This is a genomic window from Cellulophaga baltica, assembly GCF_018861125.1.
Lineage (GTDB): Bacteria > Bacteroidota > Bacteroidia > Flavobacteriales > Flavobacteriaceae > Cellulophaga > Cellulophaga baltica_A.
The window spans coordinates 38,182-63,123 of the sequence record NZ_JAHKQN010000015.1 but is presented as its reverse complement, the minus strand read 5'-3'; the positions used below and the strand labels follow the sequence as shown (position 1 = coordinate 63,123).

The following is a 24,942-nucleotide window of genomic DNA, read 5'->3' as shown; positions in this document are numbered from 1 at the left end:
ATACTAAGCAAAAATTTACGATAGATATATCGCAACTACCGCGTACTACTTTTGAATCACCAAATTAATTGAACCAATTTAATTAATAAAAAATAAGTGAATCATGAGAAAAATAGCAACAGTATTAGCGGTAGTAGTAATGAATTTAGGTTTATTTTCTTGTACTTCAGAAAGCGCAACGCAAGATGATAGCGTATACGAATTACAAACTTTAGAAAATGCTTCGTGTAATGATTGTCATACTGAAACACCACCTAGAGACCCAAAAGGATAAATCTTTAGTTTTTAAATATTACAAGAGCCTTAAATTTAGAATATTTAAGGCTTTTTTATATCTTGCTACTTTCAATATTTTAGATGCAAGCATTAAAAAAAACAATCTCCTTTTTAATTTTTTTATGGCTTTCGTATGCTTGCTTTTCTTGCAAAAACGAAACTAAAACCACTGAGAAAATTACACCCAAAGTATCGCAAGACTCCTTAGACATATTAATAAATAAAAGCTTTAATTCAAAAATTGATAGTACGGAGCAAAAACTATTATTCAAACAGATTTTACTTCAAGTGAATCAACTAAAAATTGATACTGTAAAACTAAAGCACCTTTCAAATTTATCTTACAAATCAATTTACAGTACTGATTCGCTATTTTTTAGACAAGTAAATCATGATGCTATCAAATTAGCTGAAATTCAAAAGGATTCAAGTATTTTAGGAGATGCTTATTGGGATTTAGGGCTTTTTTTGGAAAACACTAAACAAATTGACAGTACTTTTTTTTATTATAACAAATCTTTAAACATTTTCTCAAATCTTGAATTTGAAGATAGAGTAGCTAGTTTATATTTGAGCCTAAGCCTAACGCAAAGAAGAGTATCAGATTATAGCGGCGCGGAATTAAGCGTTATTAAGGCTATGGAAATATTTAAAAAAGATAATGACAGCACTAGATTGTCTCGTGCCTACAATAGCTTAGGGTCCATTACACATTCATTAGGTGACCACGAAAAAGCAGTTGAATATTTTGTTAAAGCAAAGTCGTACTTAAAAACATCTAGTGACAATGACCTTAGTCGTATTATTATTGAAAACAATATAGGTGTTACACATTTGTACGCAAAAGAATACAAAAAGGCCAACAACAGCTTTAGCAAAGTTTTAAAATTTGAAAATCTTCGCACTGTCAGGCCCCAATTGTACAGCAAGGTAAATGTTAATCTTTCAAATGCAAAAATAGCTTTAAATACAAAAGAAGATTTAACTCCAATTTACTTAGAAGCTATAGCCATTACAAAAGACCTGAAAAACACTTACAGTGAAGCCACAACTAGCGGTCATTACGCCAAATGGTTAGCATACAAAAAAGACACACTACAATCAAAAGCAATCGCTTTAAAGGGTTTAAAACTATCTAGAGAATCTGAAAATTATGAGAGCTTACTCAGAATCTTAGACTTTTTAACAACAGTTGATAAAGACAACGCCACAGCTTACGCTCAAGAATATTTTAAAATAAACAAAAAAGTAATTGAAGATGAGCGGAAATTAAGAGATAAGTTCGCACGTACACGCTTTCAAACTGATGAATTTATTGAACGTAATGAACTTTTAGCTCAAAAAAACGATTTATTATTTAGAGAAAAAAGACTCTGGATAACTATGAGCATTGGTGGTTTAATAACTATTATAGCGGTAATTATCATATTTATTCAACGCAACAAAAACAAAGAGTTACAATTTAAGCAACAACAACAGGAAGCCAATCAAGAAATTTTCAATTTACTTTTAAAACAACAAAGTAAATTAAATGAAGGTAAAAAAATTGAACAAGAACGGATTTCTCAAGAATTGCATGATGGTTTTTTAAATAAAATTTTAGGCATTCGTTTAGTACTATTAGGTTTGAATAAAAAAACAGACCCTGAATCCGTAAAACAACGCGGAGAAATTATTACGGAACTAGCTGATTTATCTGAAGATATTAGGAGCTTATCGCATGAATTGAATTATGCTGCATATCAAAAAATGCAAAATTTTATTTCTTCAATTGATGCTTTAGTGAAAACCTTTGAAATGGGTACTGAAAATATCGATTTTAAATTTAAATACAATTCAGATTTAGATTGGGATGGTTTAAAAGGGGAAATAAAAATTAACTTGTATAGAATAGTACAAGAAAGTATTCAAAACTGCATTAAACACGCTAAAGCCGATACTATTTTTATTAATTTTGATTTAAGGCACAATAAAATTATCGTAAGTATTGAAGATAATGGCATTGGATTTGATACCAAAAAGAATAGAAAAGGAATTGGATTTCGAAATATCAAATCAAGATTAAAAAAGTTAGATGGAAGTTTTATAGTTGAAAGCACTGCAAGCAAAGGAACTACGCTAACAATAAAAATTCCATATATCAATGAAGCTGAAAAAACAGCTTAGATTAAAAAAAGTAGATGAAGAGCTTAAAAATACTTGCTGTTGATGATCATAAAATGACAATGTTGGGGTATAAATATATTCTTGAAGATTTCGATTTTAAAGATTTTAAGGTTAAGATGGATATGGAAGATTCATTTGATTCCGGAAAACTAAAAATCGAAGAAGAAGTAAAAAAAGACAGCCCTTATGACATTATTTTATTAGACATTCAACTCTCACCAATTAAAGAAGGATATTCACGTACAGGTGAAGATTTAGGAATAATCTCGAGGAAAATATCCCCAAATTCTAAAATTGTTTTTCTATCTTCTTTTAGTGATAATTACCGTATAAATAGCATTATGCAAACCGTAAACCCCGAAGGTTATATGGTAAAGACCGAAATTAATGAAGATGCTTTAACCGATATGGTCAATACGGTTTTAACAGCTCCCCCATTCTACACAAAAAAAGCATTAATTGCTATAAGAAATCGAATGTCTACCAACATTCATTTAGATGATAACGACAAAAAGTTATTGTACTATCTATCAATTGGTACAAAGACAAAAGATATGGTCGAATTTGTCTCACTATCACTTTCTGGTATTGAAAACAGAAAAAGACAACTAAAAGAGATTTTTGGTGTTGATAAAGAAAATGACTACAAATTAATTACAGCTGCTAAAGAAAAAGGCTTTATATAATCTTTTTTACTACTCAAAACACAGCATAAAAAACTGTTAATCAAATAATTAAAAACAATTAAACAAAAACCTTAAAATTTCTGTGGTTTTTGTTTAGTCTAAGGTGTGGTTTAAAAACTAAGTTTGTTTAAATCCCCTTAAATAATTAATTATGTCGGCTAACAAAAAAAATCACAAAAAAGATTTTGGTAGAGCACCTTTTCAAGGCAATGACATTTTTGGTTTAGAAGCTTTCAAATTAAAAATTGAGAAAGATTTCTATTGTAATGTTGCTGTTTTAAATAATGATGAAGATTCTGAAAATTTAATCATTGAAACTAAATTTAATTTTGATATTGCTTTTGGACTCTCACTTCTTGCAGACCAAAAAATCGGAAAGCTAAATTTAAGTTCTCAAAAAGAAAATTATTTATTTTTTGAAGCTTTTGAAAAAGTCAGAAATACTAATTCTAAATCTATAGATATTGATGAATTGAATCTTGTATTTACTGATTGCACTATAATTATTAATAAAATATTTGAAAATAGCATTGCAATACAACTTCAAGAGCTAATTGTAAAACTTAATGAGAATATTCTGTTTTTCACTAGAGGTTTCAATAAAATGCCTTTAGAAATCCATGTTCCTGTTTTTGAAGAGAAAATATTTCAAGAAGACTGTAATTTACTTTCATTAGGACTTAATAAAGAGAATATTGGCGAATACTATACTTTTTGGGCACTTTACTTTGAAGATCAAATAGAAGCTGATATCTATGATTTTAAAAACAAGCAAATAATAAATGGTGAATTAACGATGATAAACCATTAACTATTCTCTATAACAAAAACACTCTAAGAGTCGATCACTAAACCATTAAATACCATTAACAACATAAAAAGCCATTATATTTAAATAATGGCTTTTTTATGAATTTTAGTTAGTTTTTTTACTTCTTAACAAGCATAAAACAATTCTCTACCGTTCATTAATGCATTTACTTTCACTTTAACAGCTTCTAAAACTTCCTCGTTTTCGTAGTTTGATAATACTTCATCAACATACTCAACAATAGTTTCCATATCGCCTTCTTTAAGACCTCTAGTTGTTATTGCTGCAGTACCAAAACGTATACCTGAAGTCACAAAAGGAGACTTATCATCAAAAGGAACCATGTTTTTATTTGCAGTAATATCAGCCTTAACTAAGGCCTTTTCAGCATCTTTACCTGTAATATCTTTATTTCTTAAATCAATCAACATCATGTGATTATCAGTACCACCAGAAATTATTTGGTATCCTTTTTTCACAAAACCTTTAGCCATTGCATCTGCATTCTTTTTAACTTGTAAAATGTAAGTCAGATACTCATCAGTCAATGCTTCACCAAAAGCAATAGCTTTAGCCGCAATAATATGCTCTAATGGTCCTCCTTGGTTCCCTGGAAAAACAGCTAAATCTAATAACGCAGACATTTTACGTAATGTTCCGTTTTTTAATTTAATCCCAAATGGGTTATCAAAATCTTCACCCATTAATATTAATCCACCTCTTGGGCCTCTTAATGTTTTATGTGTTGTAGTCGTTACTATATGGCAATGAGGAATCGGATCATTTAAAATTCCTTTTGCAATTAACCCTGATGGGTGAGAAATATCAGCTAATAACAATGCACCTACACTATCAGCAATTTCTCTAAACTTTTTAAAGTCAATATCTCTAGAGTAAGCCGATGCCCCAGCTACAATCATTTTTGGCTTTTCCTTAGTAGCTATTTCTTGAATTTTATCATAATCCAAAATTCCAGTTTCTTTATCTACTCCGTAAAATACAGGATTGTATAATCTACCTGAAAAGTTAACAGGAGAACCGTGTGTTAAGTGACCACCGTGAGATAAATCAAAACCTAAAATAGTATCACCAACCTGTAAACATGCATGGTAAACTGATGCATTTGCTTGCGAACCAGAGTGTGGCTGCACATTTGCGTATGCCGCTCCAAACAACTCTTTTGCACGATCAATTGCAATTTGCTCAACAACATCAACCACTTCGCAACCGCCATAATAACGCTTGCCTGGGTATCCTTCAGCATATTTATTTGTCAATACAGATCCTGCTGCTTCCATTACTTGAGCACTTACAAAGTTCTCAGAAGCAATAAGTTCTATACCATTAATTTGGCGCTGTTTTTCTTCAGCTATAAGTTCAAAAATTTGATTGTCGCGTTGCATAATTATAATAACTGTTAAATTCAGTGCAAAAATACACATTGCGAATCTTAATTCATACTAAATAACATATTTGATACAGAACTTATTAAACAGCAATTAACAATTATGTTATGTCAATAAAAAACCCATTAGATACAGTTTGTATCTAATGGGTTTTTTGAAAATTTTAATAAGGCGTAGTTTTAAATAAAACTTTTTAAATCTACTTCAGTAATTCCACCATGCGAAGCATTTGCTACAGCTTCTCCGCCTTTAATCACTAATAATTGTGGTGATTGATGTATAACTTGAAATTTAACGCCTGTTTCATTTGATACTTCTCTATAAGAAAGTAAATCTAAATAATACAAATCCGCTTCTTCAGTACTAAGGTTATATGAACTTTTTAAAGTATTCTTCACCATTCTACTAATACCACATGTTGTAGAATCTTTAAATATCAGCTGTAATTTATCATTAGATTTTGAAGCAATCTCATCTAACTGATCTACACTGGTTAAAGGTATCCAAGGCAACCCCTTTACTTCTTTCTTATCTGTGTTATTATTATTCCCAAATAGATTATTAAACAATCCCATATTTTGTAACTTTATATATTAAGTCGAAGTCAATAAAAAAACTTACATACTGACTAAATGTCTTGAAAAAACTAGCTTTGAGCGACATTTTGACACCTAAAACGTATTGGTAAGGTTATTGACTTTAACACATCAAAAGTAAAACAATAATAAAAAACATACGATATATGAACCTTAATAATTTCACAACAAAATCGCAAGAAGCCGTGCAACTCGCACAGCAACTTGCACACGAAATGCAACATCAACAAATTGAAAATGAACACATTTTTAAAGCTATCAGTCAGGTAGATGAAAATGTATTGCCGTTTATTCTTAAAAAGTTGAGTGTAAATAATTCTATTTTATCACAAGTAATTGATAAAGAATTAGAGAGTTTGCCTAAAGTTTCTGGTGGCGATATTATGTTCTCACGTGAAGCTGGAAAAACTTTGAATGAAGCTACTGCAATTGCAAAGAAAATGGAAGATGAATACATCTCTATTGAGCATTTGTTACTAGCTATTTTCAAATCGAAAAGTAAAATATCAAAAATTTTAAAAGATCAAGGTGTTACCGAAAAGAATTTTATAAGTGCGATTGAAGAGCTTCGTAAAGGTGGAAAAGTTACCTCTCAAGGTGCTGAAGACACGTATAATTCTTTAAATAAATATGCGAAAAATTTAAATGAATTAGCCGACAATGGTAAGCTAGATCCAGTAATCGGACGTGATGAAGAAATTAGACGTGTATTACAAATATTATCACGTAGAACCAAAAATAATCCAATGCTTGTGGGTGAACCTGGAGTAGGTAAAACTGCTATTGCCGAAGGTTTAGCTCACCGTATTGTACAAGGTGATGTTCCTGAAAATTTAAAAGATAAAGTAATTTATTCTTTAGATATGGGTGCATTAATAGCTGGTGCAAAATACAAAGGGGAATTTGAAGAGCGATTGAAAGCTGTTATAAAAGAAGTGACATCGTCTGACGGAAACATTGTACTATTTATTGATGAAATTCACACACTTGTTGGTGCTGGTGGCGGTGATGGTGCAATGGATGCTGCTAATATTTTAAAACCTGCTTTAGCAAGAGGAGAACTGCGTGCTATAGGTGCCACAACTTTAGATGAGTATCAAAAATACTTTGAAAAAGACAAAGCACTTGAACGTAGATTCCAGAAAATTGTGGTTGATGAGCCAGATACCGAAAGTGCTATTTCAATTTTAAGAGGTATTAAAGAAAAATACGAAGCACACCATAAGGTTCGTATTAAGGACGAGGCCGTAATATCAGCAGTAGAATTATCGCAACGCTACATTACCAATCGTTTTTTACCCGACAAGGCTATTGATTTAATGGATGAGGCTGCATCAAAATTACGTATGGAAATCAACTCTAAACCTGAGGAATTAGATGTACTCGATCGTAAAATTATGCAACTTGAAATTGAAGTTGAGGCGATTAAACGTGAGAATGATAAAACAAAATTAAAAGCTTTAAATCTTGATCTTGCTAATTTAAAAGAAGAGCGCAACGAAATATTTGCAAAATGGCAGAGTGAGAAAAATGTGGTTGATGATATTCAGAAAACCAAACAAGACATTGAAGATTTTAAAATAGAAGCTGAACGTGCTGAGCGTAATGGTGACTACGGTAAAGTAGCAGAATTACGTTACGGAAAAATTAAAGAATCACAAGAAAGATTGGAAAGCCTGCAACATGTTTTAGAAGAACAGCAAGAAGGTGAAACCATGATTAAAGAGGAAGTCACTAGCGAAGATATTGCACAGGTTGTCGCAAAATGGACGGGTATTCCGGTTACTAAAATGCTACAGAGTGAACGTGAAAAACTATTGCAACTTGAAAATGTTTTACACAAACGCGTAGTTGGTCAAGAAGAAGCTATAAATGCAGTTTCTGATGCTATTAGACGTAGTAGAGCTGGTTTACAAGATGAGAAAAGGCCAATTGGTTCATTCTTATTTTTAGGTACAACCGGTGTTGGTAAAACTGAGCTTGCTAAAACATTGGCTAGTTATTTATTTGACGATGAAAATGCAATGACTCGTATTGACATGAGCGAATACCAAGAACGCCATTCAGTAAGTAGATTAGTTGGTGCACCTCCAGGATACGTTGGTTATGATGAAGGCGGACAATTAACTGAAGCGGTACGTAGGAGACCATATTCTGTTATTTTGTTAGATGAGATTGAAAAAGCACACCCTGATACTTTTAATATTTTATTACAAGTGTTAGATGAAGGTAGACTTACAGATAATAAAGGTCGTGTTGCTGATTTTAAAAATACGATTATAATAATGACAAGTAATATGGGTAGCCATATTATACAAGAGAAGTTTGAAGCAAACAATGATATTTATAGCGCAACTGAAGCGGCTCGGGTTGAAGTACTTGGTTTACTACGTAAGACAATACGCCCTGAGTTTTTAAATAGAATTGACGATGTAATTATGTTTACACCACTAAGCAAACAAGATATTGTAAAAATTGTAGGCATACAATTAAACTTGCTTAAAAAAGTATTAGCAAAACAAAACATAACTATTGACGCGACTGAAGAAACTATTCAGTATTTAGCTGAGAAAGGATACGATCCGCAGTATGGAGCTCGACCAATTAAGAGAGTTATTCAAAAAGAAGTTTTGAACACACTTTCTAAAGAAATACTGAGTGGAAAAATTAGTACTGATAGTGTAGTTTTAATTGATTCGTTTGATAACGAATTAGTTTTCAGAAATCAAACAGAATTGGCATAATTATTTAAATAATATTTAAAAACTGAAACATCCTTTTAATTAATTTTTAAAAGGATGTTTTTTTTGCAACATACCATACCATACAGTATATATTTTCATATCTTTAGTACAAATCAGTGTTGTATATGACTACAAAAGCAGAAAGAACCAAAGCATTTATTGTAGAAACAGTTGCTCCTATTTTCAACAAATTAGGCTACGTAGGCACAAGCATGAGCGATCTCACTGAAGCTACTGGACTTACAAAAGGTGCATTATATGGCAATTTTGAAAATAAAGAAGCACTAGCTCTTACCGCTTTTGAATATAACAGTACTTTATTACTTGCTGAAATTGACGAACAGTTAGCTGTTGAAGGCAAAGCATTAGATAAGCTATTTTCATTAACTGCATTTTACAAACAGTATGATGTTTTTACTAGTAGAATGGGCGGTTGTCCAATATTAAATATTGGTGTTGATGCAAAAAACAATAATAAATTACTGAGTGCTGCAGCCAAAGAAACTGCAAAAACCATAGAAGGTAAAATAGCTTTAGTTTTAGAAAATGGTTACAACAAACAGGAAATTCGCTTGCCTGTAACCCCTCTGCAATTTGCTAAGCAACTTTACACAATGATACAAGGTGCCGTAGCTATGGCAACCATTACCAATGATCGTAAATATTTATTAAATACAACTTCTTACCTCAATCATTTAATTACTCAGGAGATTAAAAAGTGATTCAATTAAAAAAGGTCAATTTCCTACTTCTATTTTAATTTTAATAATAAGTAACATTTTCACTTATAGTCATATTCCAAAAGACTAAACATTGATGACATAACGACTTTAGATATGGAAGAATAACTCTATATGTAACTCAAATTACTACAACCTTTTAAAAAATTATTGTTGATTTAAAGTGTAATTTTTATTCATATAAAGTCACTTACAAAAAAAGTCTAACACGTATTATGTTAGACTTTTTTTATGGTATAAAATAGACTAATATCTTAGCCTAAATATTCAGTAACTTGGTTGTAAACTTTTTCACCTGTAAACCCGAATTTATCATCAAGTACAGTTGCAGGAGCAGAATACCCAAAATGCTCTAAACCAAATACTTTTCCACCAGGACCCGCTAAACCTTCTAAATTAACAGGTAACCCAGCAGTTAAACCAAATACAGGTTTTCCTTTAGCAATTACGCTATCTTGGTATGCTTGTGATTGCGCTCTAAAAATTCCTTCAGAAATTATAGAAGCAATGTTTACTTTTAATCCTTTTCTTTCTTCTAATAAAGCCGCCGCATCAATTAAAGTTGAAACTTCTGACCCGTTTGCTATTAATACAACATCTGGGTTTTCAACTTCTTTTACCAAGTACCCACCTTTTTCAGATGCTAATGCATCACTATATCTTGAAGATCCTGTAGCAGGTAAATCTTTAATCCCTTGTCTAGATAAGATAAGACCAGAAGGAACTTTATCGTTCTCTAATAACATTTTCCAACCAACAACAGTCTCAGCAGAATCTGCAGGGCGTAACGCTCTAAAACTTGCTTCACCACTATGATTTTTTAACTTCTCTAACAATCTAATTTGTGCTTCTTGCTCAATTGGCTGGTGTGTTGGCCCATCTTCACCTACTCTAAAGGCATCATGCGTCCAAACAAACTTCACTGGCAATTCTTGAATAGCACTCAAACGAATTGCTGGTTTCATATAATCAGAGAATACAAAGAATGTTGCTACTACCGGAATAACACCACCATGTAACGCCATACCATTTGCCATAGTTGCCATTGTTAATTCTGCTACACCTGATTGTAAGAATGAACCAGAGAAATCTCCTTTTTGCAATGAATGTGTTTTATTTAAGAAACCATCTGTTTTATCACTATTTGATAAATCGGCAGAAGAAACAATCATATTTTCAACTTTACCTGCTAAATATCCTAAAACATTTGCTGATGCTGCTCTTGTGGCTAAACCTTCTTTATTAACTATAGATTCAAAGTCTAAATCTGGTAACTTACCTGCAAAGAAACCATCTAATTTTGTTGCTAAATCTTCATTTGCTTCTCTCCAAGCTAAAATTTCTTGTTTTTTAGTTTGAGCTGCTTTTATTTTTTCTGCAATTAAATCTTTATATGCTTTTGCAACCTCAGCATATATTGCAAACTCATCTTCAGGGTTAGCTCCTAAATTGATTAATGTTTTTGTAAAATCAGCACCTGTGTTACCAATTGGTTTACCATGTAACTCTGTATGCCCTTCGTACATACTACCATCAGCAGTAACACAACCTTTACCCATAATAGTTTTACCTATTATCAATGTTGGCTTTTCAGTTTCAGCATTCGCATCAGTCAATGCTTTTCTAATTTCATCATGATTATGACCGTCAATAGTCACAACATTCCACCCCCATGCTTCATATTTCATTGCTGTATCTTCAGAAGTAACCTCATCCGTTTTAGTTGATAATTGTACATCGTTAGAATCAAAAAACATGATAAAGTTACTCAATCCTAAATGTCCAGCTAAACGCCCAGCACCTTGTGAAATTTCTTCTTGAACACCACCATCAGAAATAAAACCATATACTTTGTGATTCATCCAATCACCAAAACGTGCTTGTAAAAACTTAGCAGCAACTGCAGCTCCAACACCCATAGTATGCCCTTGCCCTAATGGCCCTGATGTATTTTCAATTCCTCTATTTACATCAACTTCTGGGTGACCAGGTGTTACAGAACCCCATTGTCTAAAATTTTGTAAATCTTCTTTTGTAAAATTATCTAGTAAGTAGTATTGCGAATACATTAATGGCGATAAGTGCCCAGCATCCATAAAAAAACGATCACGGTGTGGCCATGTCATATCAGACGGGTCATAGTTAAAAAACTCTGAGTATAAAATATGCATATAATCTGCCCCACCCATTGGTCCACCTGGGTGACCTGAGTTTGCTTTTTCTACCATAGAGATAGCCAATGCTCTAATATTATCTGCCGCTAACTGATCTATTTTTTTATTCATCTTAAAATTAATTTATACTATTAAAAAAGTAGTTGTACTACTACTGTAAAATTCTTTATTTTTATATGATGCAAGATAATCACCTTTACAACTAACTGCAACCTATTTTTAACCTTTAGTCTTAATCTTTATTAAACTATACGAAAATAGAATATAAAGTTAAAAAAATGTAGTGAATATAACCTGTGAAGTGATTTCTAATACGAATGTTAACTGTATAATAATATATCTTTAGATATTGAGTTATATATAATACAAAAACAATAACAACATAATACGCTAGTTTTATATTATGAAAGCTATTAAACTTTTAATTTTATCACTTTTATTTATCGGCTTTACCAATTGTAAAGACGACGCTCCAATTGAAAAAGAAGCTACTGAACCCGTTGTGTCCACTTTCTATTTTATACGCCATGGTGAAAAAGACCGTAGCAACCCTGATAATTTAGACCCAGAATTAAACCAAGATGGTTTAGGCCGCGCTATTCGCTGGGAACGTATTTTTAGTGAAGTTGATCTTGATGATATTTATAGTACTGATTATGATAGAACTTTGATGACGGTAGCACCAATATCAGTTAATAGAGAAATGGTTGTTCAAACCTACAGCCCATCAACAATAAATATTGATGAGTTTAAAGAAAGATATTTAGGTAAGAACGTACTTGTTGTTGGCCACAGCAACACTACACCAGATTTTGCTAATAAAATATTAGGCGAAGATAAATACCCCGCAATGGACGACTATGATAATAGCAGCCTTTACATTGTTCGTATTATTGATGGTGTTGCAACAAGCATGCAATTAAAAATGGATTAATTACTAGGTGTTACTTTTATATTTTCTAATACAATTTTAGATAATAATTCAAGTTCACCATTTTCATACAAAGCAGCTACTTCATTTATAGTAGTTGCTTTGCTTTTTGGCTTATAATTATTATAGTCTACAAACCTAATTCCGTTTACTATTCGCTCTTTATACGCTTCTCTAAAACGAACACCCCCGCCATTTACTTTATAATCGTAAGCAAAATAATCTGGTTTAAAAGTCTTCTTATTAATCCAGTAATAATAATTATCCTCAAAATCATCTCCACCACCATTTTGATCAAAAGTTACATGTATTAAATAATAGACTTTCCCTTTTATTTTTTCTTCTTTTAAAAGTTTTTTATGCACAGCTTTAGCATTCAATTGATATGGTAATTGCACAAAATACAATACCGAATTAATTGCATTGTTATGCACATTTGCCAAAGAATCTGATACTGCAACCGGAATACCATTTACAATACGCTCAAAACTAGAACCCTTTTTAATGTCTACATAGCTAATAGAATCACTTTCAAAAGCACGTTTCATTATTGCTCCATTATTTTCAGACACGTAATCACTATCTCTAAACTTAAAAGCAATAGTACTTGTTTTATATAGATCACCACCTGCGACAACAATAGCCTTATCAACTATATTTTGTGCGCTTAAACTTTTTTTTGCTTCTTGTTTACACGAAACAAACAGCAGGACTACTATTATAAAACCTAATTTTCTCATGAATTAATTTTTATACTTTATCGTAAATATGCAACATTCATTACAAAAATACTAGAGTATTAATACCGTCTTAAGATTCTTTATTATATAATTCTTATTTTTGTTTTGTGATACAGAAGAAAATAAATATTAAAAATAAAAGAGCCAGATTCGATTATGAATTATTGGACACCTATACTGCCGGATTAGTACTTTCTGGTACTGAAATAAAATCTATACGATTAGGAAAAGCATCTATCTCTGAAAGTTTTTGCGAATTTAATGAGCGCGGTGAACTTTTTATCATCAACATGCAGGTTGATGAGTATTCACATGGGTCACACTACAACCATTTACCAAAAGCGCAACGTAAATTACTTTTAAACCGTAAAGAGCTTAACAAACTTGAAAAAGAGGTTAAAAACAGCGGATTAACTATTGTACCACTAAACCTATTTTTAAATGATAGAGGTTTAGCCAAAATTAATATTGCTTTAGCGAAAGGTAAAAAACTTTATGATAAACGTGAAACAATTAAAGATCGTGATAATAAGAAAAACCTGGACCGCATTAAAAAGAGCTTTAATAATTAATTTTTATCCTCTAATAAGGGTACAAAACGAAAAGAACCTAATTCTTCTTTCACAAACTCTCTTTCTGACTTTCGAACGAAAAGAGTCATAATTTGATCTTCATCACCAACAGGTATTACTAGCTTACCTCCTATTTTTAACTGTGCCAATAAAGGGTTTGGTACATATGGTGCACCTGCAGTAACAATAATACCATCAAAAGGAGCTTCCGTAGGTAAACCTTTATAGCCATCGCCAAAAATATATTTTTTAGGTCTGTATCCCATTTTTGAGAAAAACAACTTCGTTTTTTTAAACAACTCTAATTGGCGTTCAATGGTGTAAACTCTTGCTTTTAATTGCAATAAAACTGCAGTTTGGTAGCCACTACCCGTGCCTATTTCTAAAATTTTGTCATCGGGTTTTATAGCCAATAATTCACTTTGAAAAGCAACGGTATAAGGTTGTGATATCGTTTGTTCTGCGCCAATTGGAAATGCTTTATCTTGATACGCATGATCTTCAAAACTACTATCTAAAAACAAATGCCTTGGTATTGCTTTTATTGCTTCTAATACTTTACGATCTGCAATGCCTTTATTTGCTAGCGTTTCTGCAAGCTTATTGCGCATTCCTTTATGTTTAAACGTATCTTTCAATGGGTTTGGTTTTGAGGTGCTAATTTAAAAAAATAAGATTTAGTACGCTATAAAAACATTGGTTTCACATCAAAAAACTTATAAAGTATCCTTATTTTTGAATAAACATTATTTTTATGCTCAACGTTGGAGTTTTAGGTGCAGGTCACCTTGGTAAAATACATTTAAGATTACTAAATCAATCTGAAAAATATAATTTAATAGGCTTTTACGATCCTGATGAAATTAACGGTAAAAAAGTAGCCGATGAGTTTGGTTACTCCTATTACAACAATATTAATAAGTTAATTGAAGCTGTTGATGTTGTTGATATTGTTACACCTACCCTTTCTCATTTTGAATGTGCTAAAAAAGCAATTGAAAACGGAAAACATATATTTATTGAAAAGCCAATAACTAATACATTAGAAGAGGCCGAAGAACTACTTCACTTAGAAAAGAAACACAATATTAAAGGTCAAGTTGGTCATGTCGAACGTTTTAATCCTGCATTTGCATCGGTTAAAGAAAACATAAACAATCCTATGTTTATTGAAACACACCGTTTAGCAGAGTTTAACCCTCGAGGTACTGATGTGCCTGTGGTTTTAGATTTAATGATTCATGATATTGATGCTATTTTAAGTGTTGTAAATTCTAATGTGAAAAATATAAATGCTAGTGGCGTTTCTGTAATAAGTAATTCTCCTGATATTGCCAATGCCAGAATTGAATTTGAAAACGGCTGTGTTGCTAACCTTACCGCAAGTAGAATTTCACTTAAAAACATGCGTAAATCGCGCTTTTTTCAAAAAGATGCATATATCTCGGTAGATTTTCTTGAGAAAAAAGTAGAAGTAGTAAAAATGAAAGATGCTCCAGAAAATCCTGGGGACTTTGATATGATTTTACAAAATGCCGAAGGCGAAAAAAAACAAATTTATTTTGAAAATCCTACGATAGAAAATAACAATGCTATTCTAGATGAGTTAGAAACTTTTGCCGACGCTATTAACAAAAACACAACACCAATTGTTAGTTTAGAACAAGGTACAAATGCTTTGCGTGTTGCTTTACAGATTATCGCATCGTTTTAAAAACTAGTTATGAAATATATTTCGGTTATTGGCGCAGGTACAATGGGCAATGGTATTGCGCATGTATTTGCCCAAAATGGTTATCTTGTTAATTTGATTGATATTAGTTCCACTTCATTAGAAAAAGGAATGGCAACTATTAGCAAGAACCTAGACCGAATGATTGCCAAAAAGAAAATAACTAATGCAGATAAAACAAATACTTTAGCCAATATAACAACATACACTACAATTACCGAAGGCGTAAAAAATGCCGATTTAGTTATTGAAGCCGCTACAGAAAATAGCGCCCTAAAACTTAAAATATTTAAAGAGCTAGATGAAGTTTGCCAAGCAAGCACAATTTTAGCTACTAACACCTCATCTATTTCAATTACCCAAATTGCATCGGTTACTGAAAGGCAAAACAAAGTAATTGGTATGCACTTTATGAATCCTGTGCCTATAATGAGTTTGGTTGAAATTATTAGAGGCTATAATACTTCTGATACTGTTACCGAGCAGATTATGGAATTGTCTAAAAAACTTGGCAAAACGCCAACTGAGGTAAACGACTACCCTGGTTTTGTTGCTAACCGTATTTTAATGCCAATGATTAATGAGGCTATTGAAACTTTGTACAATGGCGTGGCCGGTGTGAAGGAGATTGATACGGTTATGAAATTAGGAATGGCACACCCAATGGGACCTTTACAATTAGCCGATTTTATTGGACTTGATGTTTGCCTATCGATACTAAATGTAATGCATGACGGATTCAAAAACCTAAAATATGCGCCTTGCCCGCTACTGGTTAATATGGTAATGGCTAAAAAATTAGGCGTAAAGTCTGGTGAAGGTTTTTATGATTATTCTGAGTCTCGTAAAGCAGAAAAAGTTGCTCAACGATTTTTGAAATAAAGTAATTCTACATTTATTTTTTACTATAAAAATTACCTAAGTAATTGGCTAAGTATATAGTAGTAAAAAAACTACCGTTATAATAAGCCTGCATAAAATATTTACCCACAAATATTAGTTATAATTTTAGCTTGTTTGAAAGTGCAAGTATGGTGCTTGCGCTAGCGGGAAATTTTTAAAGAATATAATTAGTTTTTGCTAAATGAAGATTAAAGAAAAAATAGAAGAATTATTTGTTAATATATTAGCTCTAATTTTTATAGGTATCTTTTATTATTTTTATGATACCTGGACCCCGAGTGATAAATTTCCTTCTGGGTGGAGAGCCGGGTTATTTGAAACAATATTAAAATTTCTTCATGAAAATAAACTAGGTGTTTTTATAGGTAAGGGCACTCTAATTACCTTATTTGTTTACTATTTATATAAAATATTCATCATATTTAAAACAAAAAAGAAGTGAAAAAATAACTTTTCAGCCAGCTTAAGTGTCATGCATTGAATTACAAACGTAAGAACATGAATAGAGAAATTTTGATTTCAAGTTTTAATATGAAATTGTTGAAATAATTTTAGCTTGTTTGATTACACAAGCAATATGCTTGCCTAGCGGTAGATAAAATTAGAATCTACTAATCAATAAATAATGGAGATGGAATATTGTTAGAAACAAAAAAGTATATTAAATGGTAACAGAAGAATTAATAATCAATAAATATAAAAAAGCTTTACCTAAAGGATTTGAATTAGTATCAATTATTAATACTGAATTAAAAGGTTTAAAAAGATTAAACTATTCTTTAAAAAATGACAATGCTATATATAATATTAATTGTTGTTCTTTAAATAGCCACCCATTGGGAAATATTCTACCTCTCATAAGAATGACTGTAAGTTTTAAATTAGTTGAAAAACTAATTCACCTAAAGATTGATGAATCAGACTATACTACAAGTTTTACGCTATTAGACAGTTTATTTCCATTAGTATATGATAAAAAATTTATTTTAGATAAACCTATTATTTTCAAAACAGAAGCAGATATAGATAAGGGAATTGCTTATGTAAAAAGTTACATAAAAAAATTTGCTGAAGATTATTTTGCATATTGGAATGATATTCGTGCATTTTTACCTTTTTTGGAAAGTGAAAATGTGAGGTTTTTAAATGATTTATTAGTTGGTAAAGGAGAGAATAGAAAACTAATTATTTGGAAATTGTGCAACCACCCAAAGTATGATTTGTTTTTACAAGAAACCATTAAATCTTATGAAGATTACTTAAAAGAAAATCCTAAAGATAAATCTGAAGTAAAGGCATACAAAGAATTTAAAAGTTTAGCAAAAAGGCTAGAAAAAACAAAACCACTATATGATTGGGATGCTTCTTATTTAACACCTAAACCTTTTAAAGGTGTTATGCCTATTATACCATAAATAGTGCATGTTAGCGCGCGTGTCACGCTCGTGCCGTAACTTGTAAGCAGAGCACCATAAACTAGATAAAAGTAAAAATGAGCAAAAAACACAAATTAAAAAACTACTCAATAAAATCTGTCTACGTGTTTGAAACACATCACTAAACAAAATTTAAAACCAATAAACTACCCCTCTTTTTATTAATTAACTATTTTCTTTTTTAACTTTCCAACAATTAAAAAAAAGCAATACATGTCCATCGCAGACAATTTACAACATATAAAAGCAACATTACCACAACACGTAACTTTAGTTGCCGTTTCTAAAACAAAACCTAATGCTGATTTAGTGGAAGCCTACGAAGCTGGTCAGCGAATTTTTGGTGAAAATAAAATACAAGAAATGTCACAAAAATGGGAAGACTTACCTAAAGACATTGAATGGCATATGATTGGGCATGTCCAGACAAACAAGGTAAAATACATGGCTCCTTTTGTGCATTTAGTACATGGCGTAGATAGTTTTAAATTATTGAAAGAAATAAACAAACAAGCTAAAAAAAACGACAGAGTAATTAAATGTTTGCTTCAAATTCATATTGCTGAAGAAACTACAAAATTTGGGCTAGACAGTGATGAACTGTTTACTATTATTGCCTCTGATGATTTTAATGCATTAGAAAACATACAAGTAATTGGTCTTATGGGCATGGCTACGTTTACGGATAACAAAGAACAAGTTCGTAAGGAGTTCCGCTGTCTTAAAACTATTTTTGATGAACTACAGCGTAAAATTGAAGGTATAACAACACTTTCTATGGGTATGAGCGGCGATTATAAATTAGCAATTGAAGAAGGTAGTACTATGGTACGTATTGGCAGTAGTATTTTTGGTTCTCGATAAAAGAAAAAGAAGATTTATATTTTTTATCTTTGGAAGATAGTATTGACAACAAGTCAATTACAATTATTCGTTAGATATAAAAACGAATACAACAGAATCTAAAAATTTACATGTACGCAGTATTAGATATTGAAACAACTGGAGGAAAGTTTAACGAAGAAGGCATTACAGAGATTGCCATTCATAAATTTGACGGCCATGAAGTTGTAGACTCTTTCATAAGCCTTGTTAATCCTGAAAAAGATATTCAGCCTTTTGTAGTAAACTTAACAGGTATTACCAATAAAATGCTAGTTACTGCACCTAAGTTTTATGAAGTTGCAAAACGTATTATTGAAATTACAGAAGATACCGTTTTAATTGCCCACAATGCACAGTTTGATTATCGTATTTTACGAACCGAGTTCAGACGTTTAGGCTACAATTTTGAACGCAAAACATTATGTACAGTTGAACTTTCGCAAAAATTGCTTCCTGAAGCTGAGTCGTATAGCCTAGGAAAATTAGTGCGTTCACTTGGCATTCCGGTCAGTGACCGACATAGAGCTAATGGTGATGCTTTAGCGACTATAAAACTATTTAAACTTTTACTTTCTAAGGATGTTGACAAAACAATAATCAAAACTGTAATTAAAGCTGAAACCTTAGGAGAATTATCACCTAGGCAGTTAGATATTGTTGAAACATTACCTTCTGAGACCGGAGTATTTTACATGCATAATAAGGATGCTGAAATCATCCTTTTAGGGAAAAGTAGTAATATAAAAAAAAGAGTCAATCAATATTTTACCAATAACGGTAATAGAGCTCGAAAAATTCAGAAAGAAACTAGAAGTGTTACTTTTGAAAAAACGGGTAATGATTTAATTGCGCTATTAAAAGAAAATGAAGAACTAGTTCGTAATAAACCAAAATACAATGGCTATTACAAAAGAAAACTATTCTCTTTTGGTGTTTATGCTTCACCCAATGAATTTGGTTATCTGCAATTAAGAGCTGAGAAATTGAACAATAGCATACATCAAAGAGTGGCTACATTTAATAGTTTAGTTGCAGCGGAGAATTTTTTACATGCTATTAGAGATCAATTTGAGCTGTGTAATAAAATAAACGGACTTTCACACGCAAAAACAAATTGCTCTAAATACGATGATAGTGAGTGCCAAGGTGCCTGTATACAAAAAGAAGATGTAAATACTTACAACCAAAGAGTGCAACAGGTTATTGATAAATATAGCTTAGTAGATAAAAATATTGCAATTGTAGACAAAGGCCGCCTATTAGGTGAAAAAAGTGTTATTCTCATCAAGAATGGTATATTTATGGGACTTGGTTTCTGCGATTTAAATTATCAGATTAATAACCTAGATATTTTAGAAACCATTATTACTCCTATGAATGGTAATGCAAACACGAATCATATTATAGAATCATACTTAAGAAAAAGAAAAGTTCAAAAAATATTAGAACTTAACGCATAACTTTTGGAAAAAGAAAACTCAAATAACAACTGGAAAAATAAAGTTCATGAAATAATTTATGAAGCAGATACTCCTATGGGTAAATGGTTTGATATTATTTTAATCATACTCATTTTTGTCAGTGTTATTATTATAATGCTAGAAAGCGTTAAAAGTATAGATGCTGTACATCATGACTTATTGTTTACCTTAGAATGGATTATTACTATTTTCTTTACCATTGAATACATTGCTAGAATAATATCAATAAAAAAACCATTAAAATACGTGTTTAGTTTTTATGGTATTGTAGATTTATTATCTACAATACCACTATATATCTCCTATATTTTTGTTGGTTCTCAAGTACTTTTAGCGATTAGAGCGTTTAGACTATTACGTGTTTTTAGAATCTTGAAATTAGTACAATTTTTAGGGGAAGCTTCGCAATTAAAAAACGCATTAAAAGCTAGTAGAGCTAAAATAACCGTATTTCTTTTTGCCGTACTCATTATATCAGTAATCTTAGGAACTTTAATGTATATAATTGAAGGTGATGAAGCTGGTTTTACAAGCATTCCAACCAGTATTTATTGGACCATAGTAACGCTAACTACTGTTGGCTACGGTGATATTGCACCCATTACACCACAGGGGCAATTAATTGCTACTATAGTTATGTTGGTAGGTTATGGTGTTATTGCTGTACCAACAGGTATTGTCACTGTAGAATTTGGAAAACAAAAAAGCGGTAATTCGCAAACCAGCGCGCAAGAAGGTTCTTATGTGCACGTAAACACACAAGCTTGCCCAACTTGTTCTTCAGAAGGGCATAGAGATGATGCCACACATTGTTATAACTGCGGAAGTATTTTAAATAATGAATAAAACACTTATATCTGTCGTAGGCCCAACAGCTATTGGTAAAACTAAACTTGCCATAGAACTAGCGAAATATTTTAAAACTGAAATTATTTCTGCCGATTCAAGACAGTTTTTCAAAGAAATGAAAATTGGCACTGCTGTTCCTTCCGATGACGAATTAGCGCAAGCACCACACCATTTTATTCAACATATTAGCATAACTGATAGTTACTCTGTTGGCGATTTTGAAAGAGATGCTATTGCTCTTTTAAATCAACTTTTTAAAACTAATGATATTGTTATTCTTGTGGGTGGTAGCGGTTTGTATGTTGATGCTATTACTAAAGGTTTAGATCATTTCCCATCAATTGCTCCTGAAGTTAGAAAAAAACTGAATGTTCGGTTAGAAAATGAAGGTCTAGAGAGTTTACAGCAAAAACTTAAAGAATTGGATCCTGTTTATTACGATAAGGTAGATATTCAAAATCCGCATAGGTTAATTCGTGCTTTAGAAATTTGTATTGGCTCAGGAAAACCGTATTCTTCATTCTTAAATAAAGATAAAGGCAACAGACCATTTAAAAACATTACCGTTGGAATTGAAGCTGATCGTGAAATTATTTACGACAGAATCAACCAACGTGTTGATATTATGATTGAAGAAGGCCTTATAAAAGAAGCTAAAGGTTTACTTAAGAACAGAAAATTAAACGCATTACAAACTGTTGGTTATAGAGAATTATTTAATTATTTTGATAGTGAATGGACTTTAGATTTTTCTATTTCTGAAATTAAAAAAAACACGAGACGTTTTGCTAAAAGACAACTCACTTGGTTTCGAAAAAATGATACTACTATATGGGTAAATTTTAATGAAGCCCTACCTTCTATTATCAATAAAATAACAAACAAATTAGATGAAAACTAAAGGTGCTATATTTTACGTAATGGGTGTTTCTGGTACAGGAAAAAGTACTATTGGAAAAATGCTTTCCGAAAAATTAAGTCTACCTTTTTTTGATGGTGATGATTACCATCCGCAAGGTAATATTGATAAAATGGCTAACGGTCATGCTCTAAACGATGATGATCGTTATGAGTGGTTACTAAAACTAAATAAAATTGCACTAGAGAATATTGAAAAAGGCGCTGTAATTGTTTGCTCTGCCTTAAAAGAGAGCTACAGAGACTTACTAGCTCAAAAATTAAACAACTTCTATATTATTTCATTAGAAGGTGATTTTGAGTTAATATTAAATAGGATTAATGCACGTGAAAATCACTTTATGCCGGCATCATTATTAAAATCACAATTTGATACTTTTGAAAAGCCCAAAGATTCTAAACAAGTAATTAGTGTAGATGTTGCACTTACACCTGAAGAAATCTTATCAGAAATACTGAAAGAGTTAAAATAAAAAAATCCATTTGATTGCTCAAATGGATTTTTCATATTCACATAACATTTGTAAGCTAAGTAAATAATTATACTTCTTCATCAGTTTTTACAACCAATCTAAAGCCTTCTCCGTGAATATTTAAAATTTCAACAGAGTCGTCAACTTTTAAATACTTTCTAAGTTTAGCAATATAAACATCCATACTACGAGAAGTAAAGTAATTATCATCCCTCCATATTTTTGTTAATGCTAATTCTCTTGGCATTAAATCATTTTCATGTAATGCTAAAAGACGTAATAATTCGTTCTCCTTTGGTGATAATTTAATAGCTTCTTCATCTTTAAACTTTAAAAATCTAAGTTTAGAGTTTAAATTAAAATCTCCAATTTTAAATTCAAATTTACGGCTATCAGCTAATGTACTTGAAGCTTTACGTTGCAGTATCGCTTTAATTTTCATTAACAACACTTCAGAGTCAAAAGGTTTGTTCAGGTAATCATCAGCACCTGCTTTGTATCCTTTTAAAACATCTTCTTTCATGGTTTTAGCTGTTAAAAACACGATTGGAACATTCTCGTTCTTCTCACGAATTTCTTTAGCTAATGTAAAACCATCTTTATAAGGCATCATAACATCCAAAATACAGATATCATAATTGTCTTTTTTGAACTTTTCAAAGCCTTCCATTCCATTTTTTGCCAACACAACATCAAAATCGTTCATAGACAAATAATCTTTAAGTACTATCCCAAAATTCGGATCGTCCTCTACTAAAAGTATTTTTTTATTTACTGTCTCCATAATCTTTATTTAAATTAAAGGCATTTTTATATAGAAAGTACTACCCTTATCTTTCTCACTTTCTACATAAACTTCACCTTGGTGATCATCAATTATTTTCTTCACATAAGCTAAGCCCAAACCGTGACCTTTAACGTTATGTAGATTTCCGGTATGCTCGCGGTAAAACTTTTCAAATACTTTTTTAAGTACTGCTTTACTCATTCCTAAACCTTGATCTTTTATTTTTATTATTATATTGTTATTCGCTAACTCTGTATACACATCAATTTTAGGCGCATCTGGTGAATATTTAATTGCATTATCTAAAATATTTACTATAACGTTCGTAAAGTGCATATCACTTGCTAAAACTTCGCTTCTACTTGCATCTAAATGTAAATTGATATAACCACCCCTATCATCAACTATTAACTCTACGTGAGCCATAGCGTCATGTATTATGTCGTGTACATCTACCCTATCCTTACTAATATCTAATTGATTTTTTTCTAATTTAGATATTCGCAACACATTTTCTACTTGCGCATGCATTCTTTTATTCTCATCTTTAATCATTGTTAGGTAACGACTTACCTTCTCCTTATCTGCTATAATTTTAGGATTTCTAATAGCCTCCACTGCTAAATTGATAGTCGCAATAGGAGTTTTAAACTCATGCGTCATGTTATTGATAAAGTCAGATTTAATTTCTGAAATCTGTTTTTGACGTATCAATTGATAAATTGCACTCGTATATGCTATAACAATTACTAGTGTAAATATTAATGACAAAATTGCCATTGGTAATATACTCTGATACAAAAACTCTTTCTTCTCAGGAAAAGTCACTAACAATGTATAATTACTTTCACCTTCTGAATCTTTAAAAATTGGGTACCTAAACAACGTACTTTTAGCAAATTTAAATTTGCGTGACTTTACTTTTGTTGGCAAACCTCTACTATAAATACCATATTCATATTCAGTATCTATATTTCTATTTTTAAGTTCTTGATTTAAACGTAATTCTATTTCTTGTTTTGTTACTCTTTTATGTATAGGCTGTGTTTTTGCTTTTTCTCTAAAAACATCTTCATAAGCTAATTTATCAATAGCAGTTAAACCTCCTATTTTTTCTAGTTTTTGAACTGGTGTTATATTACTTACACCTCCATCAAGAGCAAACTCTTCTTTAAAAATAGTTTTGCTACGAATACTCGTGTAATTTTTTAAAACTGTAGAATCTATATTCAATTCACTATCAAAGAACGTAGAAGGTATGTTGTAACTCTCTTCTAAAATACCATGAGAATAATATGTTATTTCATTAGAATTTAAATCTCTTTCTATAAAAAATAAATTCTTCAATAAATCTGGAGTTTTCGCTTTACCTCCAATACTATCAATTCGCGCAAGTTCATCTGTATAATCTACAAGCTCCCTTTTTTCTATTTTTTCTGTTACTTTATCTAAGATACTCGTAACTGTATTGGCAAATTGCTCCTCCTTATCTTCTATGGTTTGTTTAATCCAATACAATTGAACAAAGATTATTCCTATTAAAGAAATACTCATTAAACTAACCAGAAGAATAAATAACCTTCTATTCATCGGGGTAAAATTAAAAATTTAACAGTTAGGACTATGCCCGTTTAAC

Annotated in this window: 23 protein-coding genes; 16 read left to right on the top strand and 7 right to left on the bottom strand. The window is 31.3% G+C overall.

The features are described from left to right. Positions 1-103 precede the first annotated feature (103 nt). The 4 genes from KO500_RS06435 (at position 104) to KO500_RS06420 (ending at position 3,939) form a co-directional block, all read left to right on the top strand. The gene (locus KO500_RS06435) at positions 104-274 is read left to right on the top strand and encodes a hypothetical protein (RefSeq protein WP_215955700.1); all 171 of its coding nucleotides are present in this window, start codon (positions 104-106) and stop codon (positions 272-274) included. An 83-nt stretch (positions 275-357) separates the two neighbouring features. Further along, the gene (locus KO500_RS06430) at positions 358-2,442 is read left to right on the top strand and encodes a tetratricopeptide repeat-containing sensor histidine kinase (protein ID WP_215955699.1); all 2,085 of its coding nucleotides are present in this window, start codon (positions 358-360) and stop codon (positions 2,440-2,442) included. Positions 2,443-2,456: 14 nt separating this feature from the next. Continuing rightward, positions 2,457-3,128, top strand: a complete 672-nt coding sequence (locus KO500_RS06425) for a histidine kinase (protein WP_215955698.1) — start codon at positions 2,457-2,459, stop codon at positions 3,126-3,128. 151 nt (positions 3,129-3,279) lie between these two features. Next, entirely contained in the window at positions 3,280-3,939 is a 660-nt protein-coding gene (locus tag KO500_RS06420) for a hypothetical protein (RefSeq protein ID WP_215955697.1), read from the top strand. Positions 3,940-4,064: 125 nt separating this feature from the next. Here the strand turns inward: KO500_RS06420 and glyA are convergent, their stop codons facing one another. Beyond that, entirely contained in the window at positions 4,065-5,342 is a 1,278-nt protein-coding gene (gene glyA, locus KO500_RS06415; protein ID WP_215955696.1) for a serine hydroxymethyltransferase, read from the bottom strand. A 182-nt stretch (positions 5,343-5,524) separates the two neighbouring features. Continuing rightward, positions 5,525-5,920 carry a bacillithiol system redox-active protein YtxJ gene (gene ytxJ, locus KO500_RS06410; RefSeq protein WP_215955695.1) on the bottom strand — a complete coding sequence of 132 codons (396 nt, stop codon included), beginning with the start codon at positions 5,918-5,920 and terminating at the stop codon, positions 5,525-5,527. Between the two features lie 167 nt (positions 5,921-6,087). Between ytxJ and clpB the strand changes: the two genes are divergently transcribed. After that, complete coding sequence (gene clpB, locus KO500_RS06405; protein ID WP_215955694.1) at positions 6,088-8,685, top strand: ATP-dependent chaperone ClpB; 2,598 nt, start codon at positions 6,088-6,090, stop codon at positions 8,683-8,685. A 125-nt stretch (positions 8,686-8,810) separates the two neighbouring features. Continuing rightward, a complete protein-coding gene (locus tag KO500_RS06400) occupies positions 8,811-9,407 on the top strand; it encodes a TetR/AcrR family transcriptional regulator (RefSeq protein WP_215955693.1) in 597 nt (198 codons plus the stop codon). A gap of 272 nt (positions 9,408-9,679) precedes the next feature. Here the strand turns inward: KO500_RS06400 and KO500_RS06395 are convergent, their stop codons facing one another. Further along, positions 9,680-11,710, bottom strand: a complete 2,031-nt coding sequence (locus KO500_RS06395; RefSeq protein WP_215955692.1) for a transketolase family protein — start codon at positions 11,708-11,710, stop codon at positions 9,680-9,682. A gap of 292 nt (positions 11,711-12,002) precedes the next feature. Here KO500_RS06395 and KO500_RS06390 point away from each other — a divergent pair, with 292 nt between their 5' ends. Then, entirely contained in the window at positions 12,003-12,533 is a 531-nt protein-coding gene (locus KO500_RS06390) for a histidine phosphatase family protein (protein WP_215955691.1), read from the top strand. On the opposite strand, the gene KO500_RS06385 is transcribed toward KO500_RS06390, so the two are convergent. Next, positions 12,530-13,270 (bottom strand): DUF6503 family protein, encoded by a 741-nt coding sequence (locus KO500_RS06385; protein ID WP_215955690.1) that lies wholly within the window; start codon positions 13,268-13,270, stop codon positions 12,530-12,532. The genes KO500_RS06390 and KO500_RS06385 overlap by 4 nt on opposite strands. Before the next feature lie 110 nt (positions 13,271-13,380). Here KO500_RS06385 and smpB point away from each other — a divergent pair, with 110 nt between their 5' ends. After that, positions 13,381-13,842 (top strand): SsrA-binding protein SmpB, encoded by a 462-nt coding sequence (smpB, locus tag KO500_RS06380; protein WP_215956042.1) that lies wholly within the window; start codon positions 13,381-13,383, stop codon positions 13,840-13,842. Here smpB and KO500_RS06375 read toward each other — a convergent pair. Then, on the bottom strand, positions 13,839-14,480 hold the full coding sequence (locus KO500_RS06375) for a protein-L-isoaspartate(D-aspartate) O-methyltransferase (RefSeq protein ID WP_215955689.1): 642 nt from the start codon (positions 14,478-14,480) through the stop codon (positions 13,839-13,841). The genes smpB and KO500_RS06375 overlap by 4 nt on opposite strands. Positions 14,481-14,596: 116 nt before the next feature. Between KO500_RS06375 and KO500_RS06370 the strand changes: the two genes are divergently transcribed. The 8 genes from KO500_RS06370 (at position 14,597) to KO500_RS06335 (ending at position 22,519) form a co-directional block, all read left to right on the top strand. Beyond that, entirely contained in the window at positions 14,597-15,556 is a 960-nt protein-coding gene (locus KO500_RS06370; RefSeq protein WP_215955688.1) for a Gfo/Idh/MocA family protein, read from the top strand. Positions 15,557-15,565: 9 nt separating this feature from the next. Next, a complete protein-coding gene (locus KO500_RS06365; RefSeq protein WP_215955687.1) occupies positions 15,566-16,456 on the top strand; it encodes a 3-hydroxybutyryl-CoA dehydrogenase in 891 nt (296 codons plus the stop codon). 686 nt (positions 16,457-17,142) lie between these two features. Beyond that, positions 17,143-17,892, top strand: coding sequence for a hypothetical protein (locus KO500_RS06360; RefSeq protein ID WP_215955686.1), 750 nt, complete (start codon positions 17,143-17,145; stop codon positions 17,890-17,892). A 234-nt stretch (positions 17,893-18,126) separates the two neighbouring features. After that, positions 18,127-18,777 carry a YggS family pyridoxal phosphate-dependent enzyme gene (locus KO500_RS06355; RefSeq protein ID WP_215955685.1) on the top strand — a complete coding sequence of 217 codons (651 nt, stop codon included), beginning with the start codon at positions 18,127-18,129 and terminating at the stop codon, positions 18,775-18,777. Positions 18,778-18,887: 110 nt separating this feature from the next. Further along, positions 18,888-20,258, top strand: a complete 1,371-nt coding sequence (locus tag KO500_RS06350) for an exonuclease domain-containing protein (RefSeq protein ID WP_215955684.1) — start codon at positions 18,888-18,890, stop codon at positions 20,256-20,258. A gap of 3 nt (positions 20,259-20,261) precedes the next feature. Next, complete coding sequence (locus KO500_RS06345) at positions 20,262-21,125, top strand: ion transporter (protein WP_215955683.1); 864 nt, start codon at positions 20,262-20,264, stop codon at positions 21,123-21,125. Beyond that, positions 21,118-22,029 (top strand): tRNA (adenosine(37)-N6)-dimethylallyltransferase MiaA, encoded by a 912-nt coding sequence (gene miaA, locus KO500_RS06340; protein WP_215955682.1) that lies wholly within the window; start codon positions 21,118-21,120, stop codon positions 22,027-22,029. The genes KO500_RS06345 and miaA overlap by 8 nt, the downstream gene beginning before the upstream one ends. Further along, positions 22,019-22,519, top strand: coding sequence for a gluconokinase (locus tag KO500_RS06335; RefSeq protein ID WP_215955681.1), 501 nt, complete (start codon positions 22,019-22,021; stop codon positions 22,517-22,519). Before miaA ends, KO500_RS06335 begins: the two co-directional genes overlap by 11 nt. 67 nt (positions 22,520-22,586) lie before the next feature. On the opposite strand, the gene KO500_RS06330 is transcribed toward KO500_RS06335, so the two are convergent. Both KO500_RS06330 and KO500_RS06325 read right to left on the bottom strand, forming a co-directional pair. Beyond that, positions 22,587-23,303 (bottom strand): response regulator transcription factor, encoded by a 717-nt coding sequence (locus tag KO500_RS06330; protein WP_215955680.1) that lies wholly within the window; start codon positions 23,301-23,303, stop codon positions 22,587-22,589. A gap of 9 nt (positions 23,304-23,312) precedes the next feature. After that, the gene (locus KO500_RS06325) at positions 23,313-24,896 is read right to left on the bottom strand and encodes a sensor histidine kinase (RefSeq protein ID WP_215955679.1); all 1,584 of its coding nucleotides are present in this window, start codon (positions 24,894-24,896) and stop codon (positions 23,313-23,315) included. Between the last annotated feature and the right edge of the window lie 46 nt (positions 24,897-24,942).

Coding starts and splice junctions, on each gene's coding strand:
- KO500_RS06435 (WP_215955700.1), top strand. CDS start 104: ATGAGAAAAATAGCAACAGTATTAGCGGTAGTAGTAATGAATTTAGGT.
- KO500_RS06430 (WP_215955699.1), top strand. CDS start 358: ATGCAAGCATTAAAAAAAACAATCTCCTTTTTAATTTTTTTATGGCTT.
- KO500_RS06425 (WP_215955698.1), top strand. CDS start 2,457: ATGAAGAGCTTAAAAATACTTGCTGTTGATGATCATAAAATGACAATG.
- KO500_RS06420 (WP_215955697.1), top strand. CDS start 3,280: ATGTCGGCTAACAAAAAAAATCACAAAAAAGATTTTGGTAGAGCACCT.
- glyA (WP_215955696.1), bottom strand. CDS start 5,342: ATGCAACGCGACAATCAAATTTTTGAACTTATAGCTGAAGAAAAACAG.
- ytxJ (WP_215955695.1), bottom strand. CDS start 5,920: ATGGGATTGTTTAATAATCTATTTGGGAATAATAATAACACAGATAAG.
- clpB (WP_215955694.1), top strand. CDS start 6,088: ATGAACCTTAATAATTTCACAACAAAATCGCAAGAAGCCGTGCAACTC.
- KO500_RS06400 (WP_215955693.1), top strand. CDS start 8,811: ATGACTACAAAAGCAGAAAGAACCAAAGCATTTATTGTAGAAACAGTT.
- KO500_RS06395 (WP_215955692.1), bottom strand. CDS start 11,710: ATGAATAAAAAAATAGATCAGTTAGCGGCAGATAATATTAGAGCATTG.
- KO500_RS06390 (WP_215955691.1), top strand. CDS start 12,003: ATGAAAGCTATTAAACTTTTAATTTTATCACTTTTATTTATCGGCTTT.
- KO500_RS06385 (WP_215955690.1), bottom strand. CDS start 13,270: ATGAGAAAATTAGGTTTTATAATAGTAGTCCTGCTGTTTGTTTCGTGT.
- KO500_RS06370 (WP_215955688.1), top strand. CDS start 14,597: ATGCTCAACGTTGGAGTTTTAGGTGCAGGTCACCTTGGTAAAATACAT.
- KO500_RS06365 (WP_215955687.1), top strand. CDS start 15,566: ATGAAATATATTTCGGTTATTGGCGCAGGTACAATGGGCAATGGTATT.
- KO500_RS06360 (WP_215955686.1), top strand. CDS start 17,143: ATGGTAACAGAAGAATTAATAATCAATAAATATAAAAAAGCTTTACCT.
- KO500_RS06355 (WP_215955685.1), top strand. CDS start 18,127: ATGTCCATCGCAGACAATTTACAACATATAAAAGCAACATTACCACAA.
- KO500_RS06350 (WP_215955684.1), top strand. CDS start 18,888: ATGTACGCAGTATTAGATATTGAAACAACTGGAGGAAAGTTTAACGAA.
- miaA (WP_215955682.1), top strand. CDS start 21,118: ATGAATAAAACACTTATATCTGTCGTAGGCCCAACAGCTATTGGTAAA.
- KO500_RS06335 (WP_215955681.1), top strand. CDS start 22,019: ATGAAAACTAAAGGTGCTATATTTTACGTAATGGGTGTTTCTGGTACA.
- KO500_RS06330 (WP_215955680.1), bottom strand. CDS start 23,303: ATGGAGACAGTAAATAAAAAAATACTTTTAGTAGAGGACGATCCGAAT.
- KO500_RS06325 (WP_215955679.1), bottom strand. CDS start 24,896: ATGAATAGAAGGTTATTTATTCTTCTGGTTAGTTTAATGAGTATTTCT.